The sequence below is a fragment of the Bradyrhizobium genosp. P genome (assembly GCF_049949265.1).
Classification (GTDB): Bacteria; Pseudomonadota; Alphaproteobacteria; order Rhizobiales; family Xanthobacteraceae; genus Bradyrhizobium.
Genome location: NZ_CP188195.1, coordinates 1,519,650 through 1,535,812 on the forward strand (window position 1 = coordinate 1,519,650; position 16,163 = coordinate 1,535,812).

The 16,163-nt window shown below is 60.8% G+C and carries 13 protein-coding genes and 2 pseudogenes; 11 read left to right on the forward strand and 4 right to left on the reverse strand.

What is annotated here, in order from left to right; all coding sequences use genetic code 11:
* Nucleotides 1-44: 44 nt before the first annotated feature.
* The gene (locus ACP2YO_RS07335; RefSeq protein ID WP_426440266.1) at nt 45-1,397 is read right to left on the reverse strand and encodes a transposase; all 1,353 of its coding nucleotides are present in this window, start codon (nt 1,395-1,397) and stop codon (nt 45-47) included.
* A 182-nt stretch (nt 1,398-1,579) separates the two neighbouring features.
* Here ACP2YO_RS07335 and ACP2YO_RS07340 point away from each other — a divergent pair, with 182 nt between their 5' ends.
* The 4 genes and pseudogenes from ACP2YO_RS07340 to ACP2YO_RS07355 form a co-directional block, all read left to right on the forward strand.
* Complete coding sequence (locus ACP2YO_RS07340) at nt 1,580-2,095, forward strand: MarR family winged helix-turn-helix transcriptional regulator (RefSeq protein WP_426440267.1); 516 nt, start codon at nt 1,580-1,582, stop codon at nt 2,093-2,095.
* Between the two features lie 92 nt (nt 2,096-2,187).
* Nucleotides 2,188-3,840: a DHA2 family efflux MFS transporter permease subunit gene (locus tag ACP2YO_RS07345; RefSeq protein WP_426440268.1), complete on the forward strand. Its 1,653-nt coding sequence runs from the start codon at nt 2,188-2,190 to the stop codon at nt 3,838-3,840.
* Between the two features lie 50 nt (nt 3,841-3,890).
* Nucleotides 3,891-4,097, forward strand: a complete 207-nt coding sequence (locus ACP2YO_RS07350; RefSeq protein ID WP_426440269.1) for a hypothetical protein — start codon at nt 3,891-3,893, stop codon at nt 4,095-4,097.
* Nucleotides 4,098-4,775: 678 nt separating this feature from the next.
* A pseudogene (locus ACP2YO_RS07355) lies at nt 4,776-5,193 on the forward strand (transposase); the annotation flags it as partial.
* 23 nt (nt 5,194-5,216) lie between these two features.
* Here the strand turns inward: ACP2YO_RS07355 and ACP2YO_RS07360 are convergent.
* Complete coding sequence (locus ACP2YO_RS07360; RefSeq protein ID WP_426440270.1) at nt 5,217-6,005, reverse strand: alpha/beta fold hydrolase; 789 nt, start codon at nt 6,003-6,005, stop codon at nt 5,217-5,219.
* A gap of 191 nt (nt 6,006-6,196) precedes the next feature.
* Nucleotides 6,197-6,844 carry a carbonic anhydrase gene (locus ACP2YO_RS07365; protein WP_426440271.1) on the reverse strand — a complete coding sequence of 216 codons (648 nt, stop codon included), beginning with the start codon at nt 6,842-6,844 and terminating at the stop codon, nt 6,197-6,199.
* 495 nt (nt 6,845-7,339) lie between these two features.
* Between ACP2YO_RS07365 and ACP2YO_RS07370 the strand changes: the two genes are divergently transcribed.
* The 4 genes and pseudogenes from ACP2YO_RS07370 to fahA all read left to right on the forward strand — a co-directional run bounded on the left by ACP2YO_RS07370 (nt 7,340) and on the right by fahA (nt 11,741).
* Complete coding sequence (locus ACP2YO_RS07370) at nt 7,340-7,939, forward strand: winged helix-turn-helix transcriptional regulator (RefSeq protein WP_426440272.1); 600 nt, start codon at nt 7,340-7,342, stop codon at nt 7,937-7,939.
* A gap of 351 nt (nt 7,940-8,290) precedes the next feature.
* Complete coding sequence (locus ACP2YO_RS07375) at nt 8,291-8,608, forward strand: DUF485 domain-containing protein (protein ID WP_426440273.1); 318 nt, start codon at nt 8,291-8,293, stop codon at nt 8,606-8,608.
* Nucleotides 8,605-10,300 (forward strand): annotated as a pseudogene (gene actP, locus ACP2YO_RS07380) (cation/acetate symporter ActP). Before ACP2YO_RS07375 ends, actP begins: the two are co-directional and overlap by 4 nt.
* A 91-nt stretch (nt 10,301-10,391) precedes the next feature.
* Nucleotides 10,392-11,741 (forward strand): fumarylacetoacetase, encoded by a 1,350-nt coding sequence (gene fahA, locus ACP2YO_RS07385; protein WP_426440274.1) that lies wholly within the window; start codon nt 10,392-10,394, stop codon nt 11,739-11,741.
* A gap of 172 nt (nt 11,742-11,913) precedes the next feature.
* On the opposite strand, the gene ACP2YO_RS07390 is transcribed toward fahA, so the two are convergent.
* Nucleotides 11,914-12,966: an AraC family transcriptional regulator gene (locus ACP2YO_RS07390; RefSeq protein WP_426440275.1), complete on the reverse strand. Its 1,053-nt coding sequence runs from the start codon at nt 12,964-12,966 to the stop codon at nt 11,914-11,916.
* A gap of 225 nt (nt 12,967-13,191) precedes the next feature.
* On the opposite strand from ACP2YO_RS07390, the gene ACP2YO_RS07395 reads away from it, so the two are divergent.
* From ACP2YO_RS07395 to ACP2YO_RS07405, 3 genes are all read left to right on the forward strand, one after another.
* Nucleotides 13,192-13,959 carry an enoyl-CoA hydratase/isomerase family protein gene (locus ACP2YO_RS07395; RefSeq protein WP_426440276.1) on the forward strand — a complete coding sequence of 256 codons (768 nt, stop codon included), beginning with the start codon at nt 13,192-13,194 and terminating at the stop codon, nt 13,957-13,959.
* A gap of 32 nt (nt 13,960-13,991) precedes the next feature.
* Complete coding sequence (locus ACP2YO_RS07400) at nt 13,992-15,173, forward strand: CaiB/BaiF CoA transferase family protein (protein WP_426440277.1); 1,182 nt, start codon at nt 13,992-13,994, stop codon at nt 15,171-15,173.
* A gap of 177 nt (nt 15,174-15,350) precedes the next feature.
* Complete coding sequence (locus tag ACP2YO_RS07405) at nt 15,351-16,142, forward strand: enoyl-CoA hydratase/isomerase family protein (RefSeq protein ID WP_426440278.1); 792 nt, start codon at nt 15,351-15,353, stop codon at nt 16,140-16,142.
* The last annotated feature ends 21 nt before the right edge of the window (nt 16,143-16,163 follow it).

Sequence of the window (16,163 nt, forward strand, 5' to 3'; positions counted from 1 at the left end):
TCGCAATGACGAGTACTGATGCAGGCGAACGGCTCCGGCTGTTCTTATGCGAGCCTCGGAGTGGGTATCGGGATCAGCTTGGCCATCTTTCGAAGGTTCTGGGCGGTGGCTGCGAGGATGAACTCATCTCGGGCTCCGTTTGGGCCTCGTAAACGTAGACGGTCGAGCCTGAGAATGCGCTTGAGGTGCGCGAACAGCATCTCGATCTTTTTGCGGAGCCGACGCGAGGTGCCTCCTTCCCACGAGCCTGCGATCTGGCGGGCCATGTCGCGAGCGCCCTCATAGATTGAGCGCGGCACCCTCCGTGAAGGCTGCTTGGGGCAACACCGGGATTTCAGTGCGCACCGACCGCAATCGCGCTTTCTGGCCATGTAAAGCATCGTGGCGCCATCATTCACCAGCGTTCCCGTCGTGGTGAGTACGTTGCCGCTGGGACAGCGGGACACGTCACCTGCGTGGTCATAGGTGAAGTCCTCGCGCGAGAATATCCCGTCTGTGCGGACCGACTTGTCGAACACTGTGACGTGTGGCTCGATGCCGTGCTCGTAGACTAACCATCCGAGCATCTCGGCCGAGCCATAGCCGCTGTCGCCGAGGAGTCGGCTCGGATAGAGATCGAACCGTTCGAGCGAGCGCTCAATCATGCGCTTGGCGGCCAAGACCTCAGCCTGCCGGATTGCTGTTGTCGCTTCGACATCGACGATGATCGCATTCTCGATGTCGATCAGGTAGTTCGCCGAGTAGGCGAAGAAGGCTTGGCCGCCGTGCGCTCCCGTCCAGCGCGCCGCCGGATGGGAGGGCGACACAAACTTCGGGGTAACCTCAGTCGCCGCGCCGAAGGCGGCATCGTCGAGGGCAGCCAGATACTCATCGATGGCTCGTCCAGTAGCCTCAGCCGGAAGCCCCTTGTCACCTTCGATCCCCTTCTGTCGATTGGCATCGGCTTTGATCAGGCTCGCATCGACTGCAAATCCGTCCCCACCGACCAGCCGCTCCCTGATGCAGCGGCGCAAGACGCTCTCGAACACACGACGAAACAGATCACTCTGCCGGAAGCGGCCATGCCTGTTCTTGGAGAACGTCGAGTGATCCGGCACCGTCCCATCCAGGCCGAGCCGGCAGAACCACCGGTAGCCCAAATTGAGATGAACCTCATCGCACAGTCGCCGCTCCGATCGGATGCCAAAGCAGTAACCGATCAAGAGCATCCGGATCATGAGCTCGGGATCGATCGAAGGTCGACCGATACTGCTGTAGAAAGGCGCCAGGTCCTGCCTGACCTGATCAAGGTCGACAAATCTATCGATCGACCGGAGCAAGTGGTCGCTGGGGATATGCCTTTCGAGCGAGAACTCATAGAACAACGCAGCCTGTTCGACTTGCCGATGCCCCATCATGATCTTCAGTCCTGCCAATTAGACAGACTGAATCACTTGTAAAGCGACGCCAGCGGTTGTGTGGCATGTCTCGCCCCTGGTTGGGGCGCACCGAAAGCAGACGACATTTTAGTGGCATATGCACCTATTAGGCTATATAGGTGTCCTAGGACTAGCCAAATCGTTTTGAGAGGAGAACCAAGGTGAAGCGGCGAAAATTCAAGCTTGTCGGACGCGGGAGGGCTTCGGAAGGCCCAAGCGCGATGAAGACCGCGCCCGGACAATGCAACGTGACGGCCCTTCGCAAGGCGTCGCGCCGGATATCGCAGCTCTACGATACCATCATGGCTCCCAGCGGCCTTCGTTCGACTCAACGCACGATCCTGGCTCAAATCCAGCGGCACGGCGCATCAACAATGGGCGACTTGGCCGAGGCGTTGGTGCTCGATAGATCGGCGTTGGCCCACAACCTAAAGCCGCTCGAGAGAGATGGACTCATTGAAATCGTAGTCGATAACGAGGATAGGCGGAGCAGGCGAGTCAAGATTACCAAGCGTGGTTTGGCAAAACTGAACGTATCGGTCGAAGGCTGGCAAACTGCTCAGCGGTGCTTCGAAACAGCAGTCGGTTCGAAGGAAGCGACCGCGCTGCGGTCGGTACTTGCCACGATTTCGTCGGCTGAGTTCGCGGAGAAGTTCGATCACGCATTGAGGAGTTGAGCGAGAAATCGCTTCAGCGGCGCTGGATTCGCGAAGCGTCCGATCAAATCGGGCCGACGTTGCAGACAGGACCAAGGGACAGGAAGACCACCATGGATGATCAAGCGCGAAACGCATCTAGTTCGGCCGCATCGAAGATCAACGTTAGCGATCCACCGGATCGCAAGGCCGCCCGATGGGTTAGCGGACGCAGGGCGCGGGTGCTTCTGTGCGCGTCAGGCGTGTCCTTCATGATCATGCTCGATTCCAACATCGTCGCAGTCTCCCTTTCGGCCATCGCGCGCGATTTGAACGCCGCCTTCGCGGATATCGAATGGGTCGTCAGCGCCTACGTGCTCACCTTCGCGGCATTGCTGATGTCAGCAGGGTCCCTGGCTGACCGATTTGGCCGACGCCGGCTCCTGATTGTTGGACTTTCCATCTTCACCTTGGCGTCGATGCTCTGTGGGGTCGCGCCAACGGCGCTCATCCTTAACGCGGCCCGCGCTCTTCAAGGAGTGGGAGCGGCGATGCAACTCAGTGCGGCGTTGGCCGTTCTCGGTCATGAATTCCGTGGCCCCGATAGGGCGAAAGCCTTCGGGTTCTGGGGTACCGTGATCGGAGTGGCGGTGGCAGTCGGCCCTGTCGTTGGCGGCTTGATCACGTCCGCTTTCGGCTGGCGCTGGGCGTTCCTGATCAACATTCCGGTGAGCATTGTTATGATCTGGCTCGCTGTGGCCGCCGTAGAGGAGTCTAACGATCCGGATGCCCGGAAACTAGACCTAGCCGGTATGGTGCTTTTCGGAGCCGGTCTTTTTCTGCTGGTTTGGGCTTTGATCGGGGCCAATGTAGATGGCTGGTTGAGCCGGACCACAATGACAAAGTTTGCAACCGCGGCGCTGCTCCTCGTGCTCTATGTCATGGCGGAACTCGTCCAGAAGCGTCCAATGGTCGATTTCGGGCTGTTCCGTAACCGTACATTCTTGGGGAGCAGCGTTGCGATGCTTGGCTTTGCGTCAGCTGCGCAGGTCATGATGACTTATTTGCCGCTCTATCTCCAGAACATTTTCGGCTTGAGCCCGGCGGCCGCAGGCCTTGCCATGTTGCCCTTTGCCCTTCCCTTGTTCCTCTTCCCCCGTGTCGCTGCCGCACTCGCGACCCGGATTTCTGGACGGGCGCTTCTGACAATCGGCCTTGCCATCGTGGCAATCGGCAACCTTGCGACTGCAATTGCCGTGGCGGCCGATCTGTCGATCGGGCTCGTGGCGATTGGCATGCTGCTCACCGGGTGCGGCGCTGGATTGCTGAATGGCGAAACTACGAAGGTGTCAATGAGCGTGATTCCGCCGGAGCGGGGCGGGATGGCGTCGGGTATCGGCGGCACGCTTCGCTTTGTCGGCCTAGTGACGGGCTTGACCGGCCTCGGCGCGGTTCTCACTGCGCAAACCGAGCATCACTTCGTGGCTGCGACGTCCGCGTCGGGTTTGCTGCCAATGCACGAGGGCAGCCCTTCGGTGGTGGTTTCGCGAATCATCGCAGGCGACATTGCGGGCGTTGTCGCAGGAATGCCGGAGGCCGCCGCAGCGAGGATGCTCGAGGTGGGACGCATGAGCTTCGGCGCGGGCTTTTCCGTGGTCCTCCTGGTAGCATCGAGCATCGCCACGCTTGCGGCATTACTGACCTTCGCTCTCGTCAGCGCAACCGAAACCGCTCCCACACCTATCGCATCGTCTGAGCAGCCAGCACTGCCCGAAATCCTCGACTGACCAGCAGAGCCTTGCTGCAAACGCCACCTTCGCAGAGACAGGAGGTTCACATGAGTGAGACGCCTCAGGCGACGCCGTCCGAGAATTGGTGGTCTCGTTTTTGGCGCCGGCTGCGTGAGTTCGAGGAAGCTATGGATACGAGTGCGGTGGAAGTCCTGCATCGCCGAATCAGCGTGCTCGAAAGAGAGGTAGCGGAAATCAACGCCAACCGGTCGGAAGCGGGAGCAATCCACGTGGAAGGCGACCGTGTTGGCTAGATAGTGTCGGCTTTCTTCGCCTTGCGGAGTTTGTACGCACCAATGGTTTTCTTGGTCTCGGTGATAATGGCTTCCGAGAGCTGAGCGTCGAGGTGAGGAATAAGGAGCCGTGGGGCATGGAATGCCACGACATCCCGAGCGCCGTGATGGGGGAAGAGCTAGGGAGGCATTTGCTTTGCTGCGGCAGTCCAGGGCCCACGAGGCTGATCGGACTGCTTCGATGGAAACGGTCAACTTCGAAGATTAGCTTGTATGCCGGGCAGTCCCGCGGGGCGCCATGATGCCGTTCATCGTCTGTAACATGCCCAATGCCGCCCCCTGCATCTCTGTCGAAGACGCTATCAGAAATGCCGTTCGGACCACTTGTCTCGGTGTCGATGGTGTGCATATCGAGCCAACTAAGGGAGTGATGCAGATGCTGCATGGCATCGCAACGGTGCCTGGCTTGCCGACCGGCGCGAACAAAAATTCGATCCCGGCATCCGAAAAACGTTTTCTGAATGATCGCTATCCTTTCGTCGGACATCGGCGGCGCCTCGTCCTCCAATCCCCGGATCACGGTGCAGAAACCCCGGTTCGCTCGGCCAACTGTTTCAAAAACCAGTCCAGAATGCCACGTGTAGCTCTAATTTGCCCGCCCGCGAGTCTCGGTGATGGAGCAGAATGGCTCGGCAATACTACAAGCGCAACGGCACCACGACCTTATTCGCGGCGCTCAACATGCTGGACGGCAAGATTGTCGGCACCTATATGCCTCGGCATCGGCACCGAGAGTTCCTGCGCTTTCTCAAGCTGATTGATTATCAGACCGCGCCCGGCCTCGATCTCCATCTGGTCGTTGACAACTATGCCACCCATAAGACACCAGCCGAAAAGCGTTGGCTCAAAGGCACACCCACGCTTCCATTTGCGCTTCAAGCTGACCTCGGCCTCCTGGCTCAACATGGTCGGGCGCTTCTTTGCCGAGATCACCCGAAACCGCATCCGCCGCAGCGCCTTCGAGCGCGTCGCCGAGCCCTTCATCTGTACCAAATCCGCAGGTGAAATCCTCGAAAAAGTCGCCCGCGCGGAACAAGCGTTAGAGTCACATCACTAGCTAGAGAGTTGTGGCGCACACCCTCAGGACCATCGGCTCGCAAGCATGATGCGAGCAGTGTCGGCGGCCTCGTCGATCTGCGGCCAGTGCCCCGCTTCGAGCGCATGAATGGCGCCGTTCTTGGCCTGCGATTTCAGGTATTCGGCGACGCTGAGATGAAGATAGGGGTCGACCTTCCCCCAGATGAGCAAGAGAGGCAAGTCAGAGCGCCTGAAATCCGAGAGTCGGGCCGTATTAGCTGCCATTTCATCGAACAGTTGGTAGGTCATCTGCGCGAAGGCAGGACCGGCGCTCGGCCGTTGCGTAAAGTTCTTGTCCACAATCGGTCCAAGGAACTCGTCGTAGCGAGCCTTTTGGGTCTCGAGCATGCCGACCTGCATTTGGCCGCGCTGGAAGTTGAGCAGCCAGGCAAACTGCTGCGGGCTTGCCAGGAAGTGGCGGGTGAGCGCCTTCAGATTCTTGTTGGCGAAGAGTTCAATGAATTCGGGAACCCGGAGGCCGGGCGATTGGTCGTAGAACGCGTTCATCAAACAAATGCCCGCCGCACGCGTCGGATGCCTCAGCGCAAAATTGACAGCGGCGGGCCCGCCGGCGTCGTGGCCGACAGGGATGATCTTCTCAAGCCCCAACGCGTCCGCGACCGCTTCCAGGTCACCGAGTTGCTGTTCGAAGGTGTATACGGCGCCCTCCGGCTTGTCTGAGGCGCCGAAGCCGAGGAAATCGAACGCGATGGTTCTGCGACCGGCCCCCGCCAGATGCGGAATGAGGTCGTCGTAGATGTGCGAGTTGTCCGGAAATCCATGCAGCAGCACGAAAGCTGGACCGTTGCCTCGAAAGTCCCTGACATAAAGGCTTCCGCCGGCGTGCTGAACCCGGTGCTCGGTGAAAGCCCGAAGGGTCGCGCCGTGGGATTCTGTCATGATCTCATTCCTCTGGTAGTTGATTGGGTTGACGGCCGGGCCTTACCTCCAGCCGACTGGCGTCCGCGAGTATCCGACGAGGCTTATTGCCTCCAAGCGGCTCCGCGAGGTGCGGCGGGATCCCCGAGACTTTCTTCGACCAGATGGAGTTCGCCGGTCTGGATATCGTACAGATAGCCGTAGACGTTCACGTGCTTTGGAGTGCCGCGCGAGTTTCTGATGCTGCGCACGTCGCGATGCAGCGACTGCGTGAAGTTTTCGAGGCAGATGTCGTCCGGATCCCAGAGGTCGGTGATGTCCTGTTCGAACTCGTCCTTGAAGGTCCGGAGGAATCCTTCCGGCGTGAAGTGCGTACCCCCGCAGTCGGTATGGTGCACCACCACGACGTTGTCGATATCGAAGAGATGGCATGCGACGCTGACCGAGCGTTGCACGCTCCCGGATGCGCGGCCCCCTGCGACGACGATGGGAAAGATCGTCGTGTTCGAGCCGATCCGCTTCTTCCCGTCGTCGTCGACGAACTCGAAGACCTCGCCGGGATAGATTTGGCCCGGCAAGGCCTTTGCGACCGCCGGCGGTATGCCTCCCGTCACACGCGGATCGAAGCAGTGCACGACGACCGTTTTGAGATTTGGGATCACCCTTCTGAAGTCCGACCGGACCTTTAGCTCATCGAAGCCCGGTTGTCGGCTTATGATCGCTTTGTCGAACGCTTCTATGGACTGGCTCATGAGAACTCCTCTTCTGGGGTGAACGTGTTGGCTGCAGCCGTCCGGACGGCCCGTCGATGCTTCCGGGGGCGGACGTCCGCGGCCGGTCAAGGTAAAGGCGACAGACGCACGGAGCAGTCGGCGAAGATCTTGCAAAGGCCTCCCCGCACTGCGGATGGTCGGCAATTGCCGGTCTGAAGGAAGAGGGGCCTCGGACCCTGCCGCCATCCTGCCAGGCAGCGTCAAATACGCGTTCAACTAACTCGCCCCCGAACGCGTCAGCGAGCAGTCGTAGCAGATCTGTTTCCATGCGGACGCCTATGAGCCTCGAATGTGCCCCAGATGACTTTCGTAGGTGCATCCTAAGACAGTTATAGTTCATTCAATAGACTTGATCTGCTTGGGTCACTAGATCGTGATAGCACGTAGAGTAAGTCTCTTTCGAATTAGAAAGTCTATTGAACAGACTACGAATTTGGGATGTGATCTGGGTCCACTGGAGAAAGGAAGGCCGTGATGGCGTTGGGGACCGACTATGAATCGCAGGATTGTCCCGTCGCGCGCGTGCTCGAACTGCTTGGGGAGCGCTGGACCTTCCTCATCGTGAGGGATTGCTTCACCGGTATTAGTCGGTTCGGCGATTTCATCGACCGGCTCGGGCTTCCGAGGGGCGTGCTGACGGTGCGTTTGGCGAAGCTGGTCGCGGCCGGCGTTCTTCGCAAAAAGAAATATGCGCCACGGCAATACGACTACGTCTTGACGGAGCGGGGGACGACGCTGTGGCCGATCCTGTTTTCGATGGCGGCCTGGGGCGACACGCAGTTGGCTCCAGCCGGCGGACGGCGGCGACTATTTTCGCACGAGGCCTGCGGTGCCCGGCTGTCGGCGGATGGGGCTTGTCCCAGGTGCAAGATGGCGGTCGCGCCCGCCGACGTTGTGATCAGCAACGGTCCAGGGGCCGAGCTGCATCTTCGCAGAGATCCGGTGACGCGGGCTCTCGATGCGCCGCATCGGATGCTGACTCCGCTCGTGATCGGTGGCCGGACACCTGCTCCGCATTCGGACGATCCTGACGAACGATCCCGCGATCGAAAGCGGACCGCGCAGCGGCGTTGAAGCGCCGTCGGACGCCGGAATTCACCAGCATGCAACCGCGGCGCCGCTTGTTTGTTAGCGGGCGTTTGATGGTTTCCTGGAGGAAAGCGGCGCGCGCGGACCGACGAGCGCGTGTGATAGTGGATGACGCAGGCAATGGCATGAAATGACCTGCACTTTGGCAGAAAACAACGTTGTGCGACCCACCTCGGCATTTGATGCTTCGGACCGGGAAACGAACGTCTAAGGGCCTGGTTTTCGAGCGTGAGGAAATCCTCCGAAGTTCTTCGGTCGCATCGTCTTGCTGCAGCTGAGTTGGCAGAGAGGAGTGCAGCCGCGAGAATGAAATCAGGCTTCCTATGGGAGGACCGAATGCTGGAGCTTAAGCCCGACCGGACGCGGGAGATTCTTGACAATCCGGCGTTCAGGCAGTTGGCCTCGGCGCGCGCCAGGCTTCGTTGGAGCCTTTCGATCGTGGCGCTGATCATGTTCTTCGGCTTCATCGCGTTGATCTCTACTGCCCAAGGTGCGCTCGGCGCGACTGTCGCGGGAAGCCCCATGCCGCTCGGGTTTCTACTGGCGCTCTTCATGATCGTGCTGGTCGTCATCCTGACCGGCCTCTACGTCCAGCGGTCCAATTCGCGCTTCGATGAACTCGCCCGCGCCCTGAATCGGGAGTTTGGCCAATGAGGCTTTGGTATCTCTTGGCCGTGGCCCTCGCCGCATCTCCGCTTACCGCGTCGGCGCAGACGGTTGCCGCGACGGCCCCCCGCGGTCCGGACTGGATCGCCATCGGCATGTTCATGGTGATCGTCGTCGCAACGCTCGTCATTACCTATCGCTCAGCGGGCAGCACGAAATCGAAGGCGGATTTCTACACCGCGGGCCACGCGATCACGCCGCTGCAGAATGGCCTTGCGATTGCTGGCGACTTCCTGTCGGCGGCAGCGTTCCTCGGAATCTCGGCGCTGGTCTATGCCAACGGATTCGACGGGCTTCTGTACGCGCTCGGCTTCCTCACCGGTTGGCCGATCGTCCTGTTCCTGATGTCGGAACGCATGCGCAACCTCGGCAGCTATACCTTTGCCGATGCAGCCGCGTTTCGCCTCGATCGGACTCCAGTCCGGCTGGTCGCGGCGACCGGAAGCCTCGTCGTCGTGCTGTTCTATCTGGTTGCGCAGATGATCGGGGCCGGCAAGGTCATCGAGTTGCTGTTCGGGGTCAACTATTTGTTTGCGGTGGTTGGTGTCAGCATCCTGATGATCCTCTATGTCACCGTCGGCGGCATGCAGGCGACGACCTGGGTTCAGATCACCAAGGCAGCCTTGCTGCTGTGCGGCGGAACGCTGCTGGCGTTGGCCGTGCTCTGGCACTTCGATTTTAGCTTCGGCGAGCTGTTCGCCGCCGCCAGCAAGATTCATCCGAAGGGAACCGCGATCCTCGCACCCGGCGGACTGTTCGCCGAACCGGTCTCCGCCATATCGCTGGGGCTTGCACTGGTGTTCGGAACGGCCGGCCTTCCCCACATCCTGATGCGCTTCTTCACGGTGAAGGATGCCGCCAGCGCGCGCAAATCCGTGTTCTATGCCACCAGCTGCGTTGCCTATTTCTGTCTTGTCATTCCCATACTCGGATTTGGCGCAGTGGCGATCCTGATGTCGGATTCGAGCTATTTCCATGTCGGTACATCGGGACAATTCAACAAGATCACCGATCTGATCGGCGGACCGAACATGGCGTCGATCCATCTTGCCCATGCGATGGGGGGGCCGATCATGCTCGGCTTCATTTCGGCATTGGCCTTTGCGACGATTCTCGCGGTGGTCGCCGGATTGACGCTCGCCGGCGCTTCCGCCGTCAGCCACGACATCTATGGCCAGGTGATCGCGAGCGGACGCGCGTCGGAGGCGCGCGAAGTGTGGATTTCGAAAATCGCCGCTGTCGCAATCGGCATCGTTGCGGTGCTTCTCGCCTACGCATTTGAAAATCAGAACGTGGCGTTCATGGCGGGCCTTGCACTGTCGGTAGCTGCAAGTTGCAACTTCCCGGTGCTTGCGATGGCGATCTTCTGGCGCGGCACTACCACGCGCGGCGCGGTGGCCGGGGGCCTTGCCGGCCTCGTTGCTTCCGTTGTCCTGGTCGTGCTCAGCAAGACCGTCTGGGTTGCCGTGTTCAATTTCAAAAGCGGCGCCATTTCCCTACGAAAATCCCGCGCTGTTCTCGATGCCGCTCGCCTTCCTCCTCACCTGGCTGTTCTCGGTGACGGATCAAAGCGCACGCGCCATGCGTGAGCGCAAGGCATTCGATGCGCAGTTCGTCCAATCTGAGATCGGCACGGCGCCCACGACGGAGAACCGAACTTTGGCGCCCGCAACACCCTGACTGGGAAGGGGTGAGCGACGTCAACACAAACCTCAGGAGGAGAGAGGCCGGCACCTGTGCCGTCCACTCTTAAGCGATCGGACACATCATGATGGAAACACGCACTCTCGACGAGACCCACGACCCGGCAAGACGCAGCTTTGTGGAAGCCGCCAATCGCACGGATACGGATTTCCCGATCCAGAATCTGCCGCTCGGCGTATTCAGCAGCAAGGCCGACCCGAAACTTCGGATTGGCGTGGCGATCGGTGACCGGGTTTTGGACCTGAAGAAAGCGAGCGGCGCCAGCGAGCGTTTCACGCAACCGACGCACGATGCCTTGCAGCAGACGTCGCTCAATTCGCTGTTTGCGCTCGGTCCCGCCGCGATGCGCGACCTCCGCCGCACGGTCGCCGACATGCTCGACCAGGGCAGCTCCGGCAATCAGGTCCGGCGGCATGCGTCGGATCTGCTGACGCCCATGGTCGCATGCAGCCTCCATCTTCCGACGAAAGTGTCGAACTACACCGACTTTTATGCCGGCATCTATCACGCTCGCACCGCCGGCGCGTTGTTGATGCCGGAAAATCCACTGCCAGAGAATTACAAATGGGTGCCCATTGCCTATCACGGCCGGGCCTCGTCGGTGCAAGTCGGGTATGGCGCGGTTCGGCGGCCGCTCGGGCAGCGTCCGCCGACGGCCGCCGGCGCAGCGCCGAGTTTCGGCCGGTGCGAGCGGTTGGATTTCGAGCTCGAAATGGGCTTCTACCTCGGCGGCGGCAACCGGCTCGGCAAGCCCATTCCGATTGCCGATGCGTCGCAGGAGATCGCCGGCTTCTCCCTCTTGAACGACTGGTCGGCACGCGACATTCAGCGCTGGGAGATGTTTCCGCTCGGCCCCTTCCTGAGCAAAAGCTTTGCAACCTCAGTTGCGCCCTGGGTGGTTACCGCGGATGCGCTCGCGCCCTTCCGCGTCGCGGCGCTGCCACGCCCGGACGGCGATCCGCGTCCGCTCGATTATCTCTTCGATGCCACGGACCAGGCGAATGGCGGGCTCGACGTCCATCTCCAGGTGTTGCTGTCGACCGAGAAGATGCGTGGCGCGAACGAGCCTGCTATCGAAATCCTCACCTCGAACGCGAAATACCTCTACTGGACGCCCGCGCAGATGGTTGCCCATCATACCATCAATGGCTGCAACCTGCAGCCGGGCGATCTGATCGGCACCGGCACGATTTCCGGACCAAGTCCTGCAGAACTCAGCAGCATGCTGGAGTTTACCAGTGCCGGGTCGAAGCCGGTTGCACTTGCGAACGGAGAGCGGCGTGGCTTTTTGGAAGATGGCGACGAAATTACGTTCCGCGGCCGGTGTAGCCGGCAGGGATACGCCACCATCGGGTTCGGATCGTGCGTTGGTAGAATCGAGGCCGCCGAAATCTCAAGTGCGGCAAGAACTCCTTGACATCATTTATGGAGCGTTCAATGGACTGCCGTGGTTCCCTTGTTCACGCGCATCTTGTTTCGCCTGGGCTTGATCAGGATGAAGTGCGATATGGACAGCTTCTGACACTTTTGACGGCCATGTCGGTGCAGCTGGCTTTGTACCTGCTCATGTCGTTGGCGCAGACGTCCTCCTAGCTGCTCCGCTCCGGACGACGGAAATCGGAGGGCGAGCGGTTAGTCCACTTCTTAAACGCCTTTCGAAAGCTGGTTGCGTCGGCAAAACCGATGCGTTCGGCGATCTGGTCGATCCCCATATGAGTATTCTCGAGAAGCTCGGTCGCGAGTGATTGTCGCATCCCGTCGGCGATGGATTGATAGGACAGTCCCTCCTGGGCCAATCTCCGGTGGAAGGTGCGCAAGGAGAGGCCGAGTTCAGAGGCGATCCCCGCTGCGGCCGGAAATCGGTTCGGGCTGTTGAGGCATGCGGTGCGTATCCTTCGAACGAGCTCGGATTCGCCGGGAAGCTCGGTCAACACTGCATCGCATACCTGCTGGCAGATTTTCGCCGTGATCGGGTTGGCGTTTGGGCAGGGCATATCGAGGATTTTGGCATCGAAGTGCCACTCCAAGCGATCGGCGTCGAACTCGATCGGACAGTTGAACATGCGCTCGTAGTTGCGCCAATGAATCGGGGCTGGGAACGGAAAGATCATTCGCCTGCTCGGGAAGGGCGATTCCAGGACACGACTGAACAGCGCGGTCATCGAGCTCCGCCAGAATTCCGCGGCGAACGGCAACAAATCGCCGAGAGTGTCGAGGCCGTGGCTGCGCAGGATCGCCGTCGTTCTTTCGATCCGGAAGCTGATCTGCCGGACCGCGGGACCCGCCATGGTGACATGATCGAGCGAGAACAAGAGCGAATCACCGAAGGTGCGACTGGAAACCAACGCGTAGCCGTAGATGCCGTAGTCGCTGATGCGCTGCCGGGCTCCGGCCAACAGACCGATATCGGGTCGCCTGGCGAGCCGCTGGGCGTTCCGGTAGATGGCGAGCCGCTGCCGGTGCGAGATGCGGGCATGCACGTCTTCGAGCTGCGCAGCGTCGATGCCGGTTCGCGCGAACAGGTCACGCACCGAAATCCCTTCCGCCGCGAGCTCACCGGCGAGCGCACCCAGCCCCACGAGGTTCTGCGTCGGCGCGTCGGGATCGCCTAGGATCGGTGTCACGAGCTTGATTGGTTTCATGGATCCTCCCTGCGTGCCTGGCACGAATTGACGTATTTGAACCGGCTGTTTTCGCCGTTTGGCAGTTATTGACATCATAAGTGGCAGAGCTTGACGTTGTCACGCATCTTATGATGGACAACATTCAAAAGATACCAACCGGCTGGCAAAGAGGAAGTGTCTATCGGCCGGCACGAAACGCCCAATAGAGGGCGGCCGGTCGTTTTTGACGAAACGAGGGATGACATGACAACCGTTACGCACGAGATCGACGGCAAGGTCGGCGTGGTCACGCTCGCGAAGCCGCCGCACAATTTGCTTGATGACCAGCTTATCAATGATCTCGTTGCCGCCTATCACGCCGTGGTGGCGGACGGCTGCCGTGCGATCCTGCTGCGGAGCGCGATGCGGCATTTCTGCGCGGGCGCCGAAATGGCGTCCTGGGGGACGGGTACGACGATCCACACCAGCCAGCCGAGGGTCGAGGCCATGCTGCGGGATCTCGAAGAAGTGCCAGTGCCGACGGTTGCGGCCATCAACGGTGGCGCGCTCGGCGGTGGCCTCGAGATCGCGCTGACGTGCGATATGATCATCGCGGCCGACACCGCATTTCTCGGCCAGGTCGAAGTCGCGGTCGGCCTTTTGCCTGTACTCGGGGGCACGCAGCGCCTCGCGCAGCGGGCAGGCGTCGCGCGCGCGAAAGAGATCGCGATGCTCGGCCGTCGCCATACGCCCGAGGCGTTTGAGCGCTGGGGCATCATCAACCAGGTCGTGCCCGAATCCGAACTCGGCTCGGCGTCAATGACCTGGGCGCGTCAGCTCGCCGCCGGTCCGACGCAGGTCATCAAAGGCATCAAGCTGCAGGCCAATCTCGAGGCCCGTGGCGGCATTGCGGCCGCCGACGCCCGCCAGGTCGAGATCAACGACATGATCTGGAAAGCAAAGGACCGGCAGCGCGGCGCCGACGCCTTCTTTGCCGCCGGGCCTGCGACAGCCGCCTTTCAGGGAGATTGATCGTGTCCGCAGCGCCGCTTGAAGGATTGCGGGTGGTCGATTTCACCCGCGTGCTCGCAGGTCCCCATTGCACCAAGGCACTTCGCGACCTCGGCGCCGACGTGACCAAGATCGAGCCGCCCGCCGGCGATTTGGGACGGGTCGGGCTGCCGTTTGTCAACGGCATCGGCCTTTATTACGTGCAGCAGAATGCTGGAAAGAGGAACCTCAGCCTCGACCTGAACTATGCGGAAGCGCGTGAGATCGTGCAGCAGCTCTGCCAAGGTGCCGATGTCATCGTTGAGAATTTTCGCCCCGGTACGCTCGCGCGTTTCGGCTTCGGTTATGACGACGTCAAGGCGTTCAACCCCGGGATCATCTATGTTTCCTTGAGCGGATATGGACAGGCCACCTCCTGGAGGAATCGGCCCGCCTTTGCGCCGACCGTTCAGGCCGAGACCGGTCTGACCGCGATCGTCCAGGAGCATTTCGGCGAAGCGCTGTCTGAACCACGCGGCGACTCGTCCAGTCATGCGGATATCTATACGGGATTAGAGGGCGTCATCGCCGTGCTCGCGGCCTTGCACCACCGCAATCGCACCGGCGAGGGTCAGCACGTCGATGTTTCCATGGCCGCCACTATGCTGTCGGTGAATGAGCGCGCCGGCGCGATGCTGTCGGAAATCGACACCGACGGCGAGCCGATCGCGCTGTCGGCCAACGAATCTCACATTTACGAAATGGCCGACGGCTCCCGGTTGACCATTGCCGCAAGCCCGATCTATTCGCCAATGTTCACGCGCTATTGCGCGATGATGCGGCGGAGCGACCTTCTCGCCGATCCGCGCTATGCGACAGCCAAGCTGCGTCGGCAGAATCTGCCCTCGCTCCTGGCCGAAGTCCGGGCTTGGCTCGCGACGTTCGACAATCTCGAGCAGTTGCAGGCGCAGGTGAGCGAAGCGGGGCTTGCCGTCGGCCGGGTGCGAACCGTTAACGAGTTCGCGAATTCCGACTGGGTCAAGGAGTGGAACGCGGTCGTCGAGGTTGACGATCGGAGCAGCGGCACGGTGCGCATGCCCGGCAACCCCTGGATCTTTAGCCGGTCGGAGCTGCCCCCTGCCGGCGCACCAGCCTACCAAGGCGAACACAATGAGGAAATCCTGAAAGGGCTGCAGGTCCCTGAGCATAAGATCCGAGACCTGGAAAAGCGTAACATCATTCTGAGCCGGCGGTAGCAACCAAAGCATCATCTCGAACGGGTGTTGCCATGTCGCCATTCCAACCCTTCCGGCGCGCGCCATAACAGGAAGCTCACGGTGCAGCTAACCCTGAAAGGCAAGATCCACCGGGCCGCGTGACGCAAGAAAAACGGCGGGCTCAATTCAGCGGAAAATGACAGGTAAAGGAATGCCATGACCTACCAAACCCTCCTTTTCGGCATCGAGCAGGGCGTCGCGCGCATCACGATCAATCGACCGACGCAGTTGAACGCGATCGACGTGCTGACGGCAAAGGAGCTCGCGCTCGCTGCCAAGCAATGCCGTGCCGATTCAGCCGTGCGATGTGTTGTGCTTTCCGGCGCTGGCGACCGTGCGTTCTGCGCCGGAGGTGACGTGGCGGGCTTCGCATCGGATCTGGAGCGGGTCGACAGCCTGCTCGCGGAGATGACTGCGCATGTCGAGGAAGCGATCTCGGTGCTCGTGCGGATGCGGGCACCAGTCGTGGCCGGAGTGAACGGCATAGTAGCTGGCGCTGGCCTCGGCCTGATGGCGGCTGCCGATCTCGCCGTGGCCTCCCAGACGGCAAAGTTCACGAGCGCCTACACGAAGATAGGGCTCCCTCCCGATGGAAGCACGACCTGGTTTCTGCCCCGTCTGATCGGTCACCGCCGGACGAAGGAGCTGTTCCTATTGAATCGCGTATTGGCCGCGGACGAAGCGATGGCTTGGGGATTGGTCAATCGGGTGGTTGCGCCCGAGGAGTTAGCAGCGACGGTCGATCAAATTGCTCAGCAGCTCGCCCGCGGCCCGACGCTCGCATTCGCCTCCGTCAAACGGCTCTTGCTTTCGAGCGGTGACGCCATCCTCGAGCAACAGATGAAGGATGAAGCAGCCTCGATCGTCCAAATGTCCCGGTCGCGTGACGGCCTCGCGGGCGTCAAGGCGTTCAAGGACAAGGTCGAGCCGAGCTTCATCGGGAGCTAGGCACGCCACCACGACTCAATA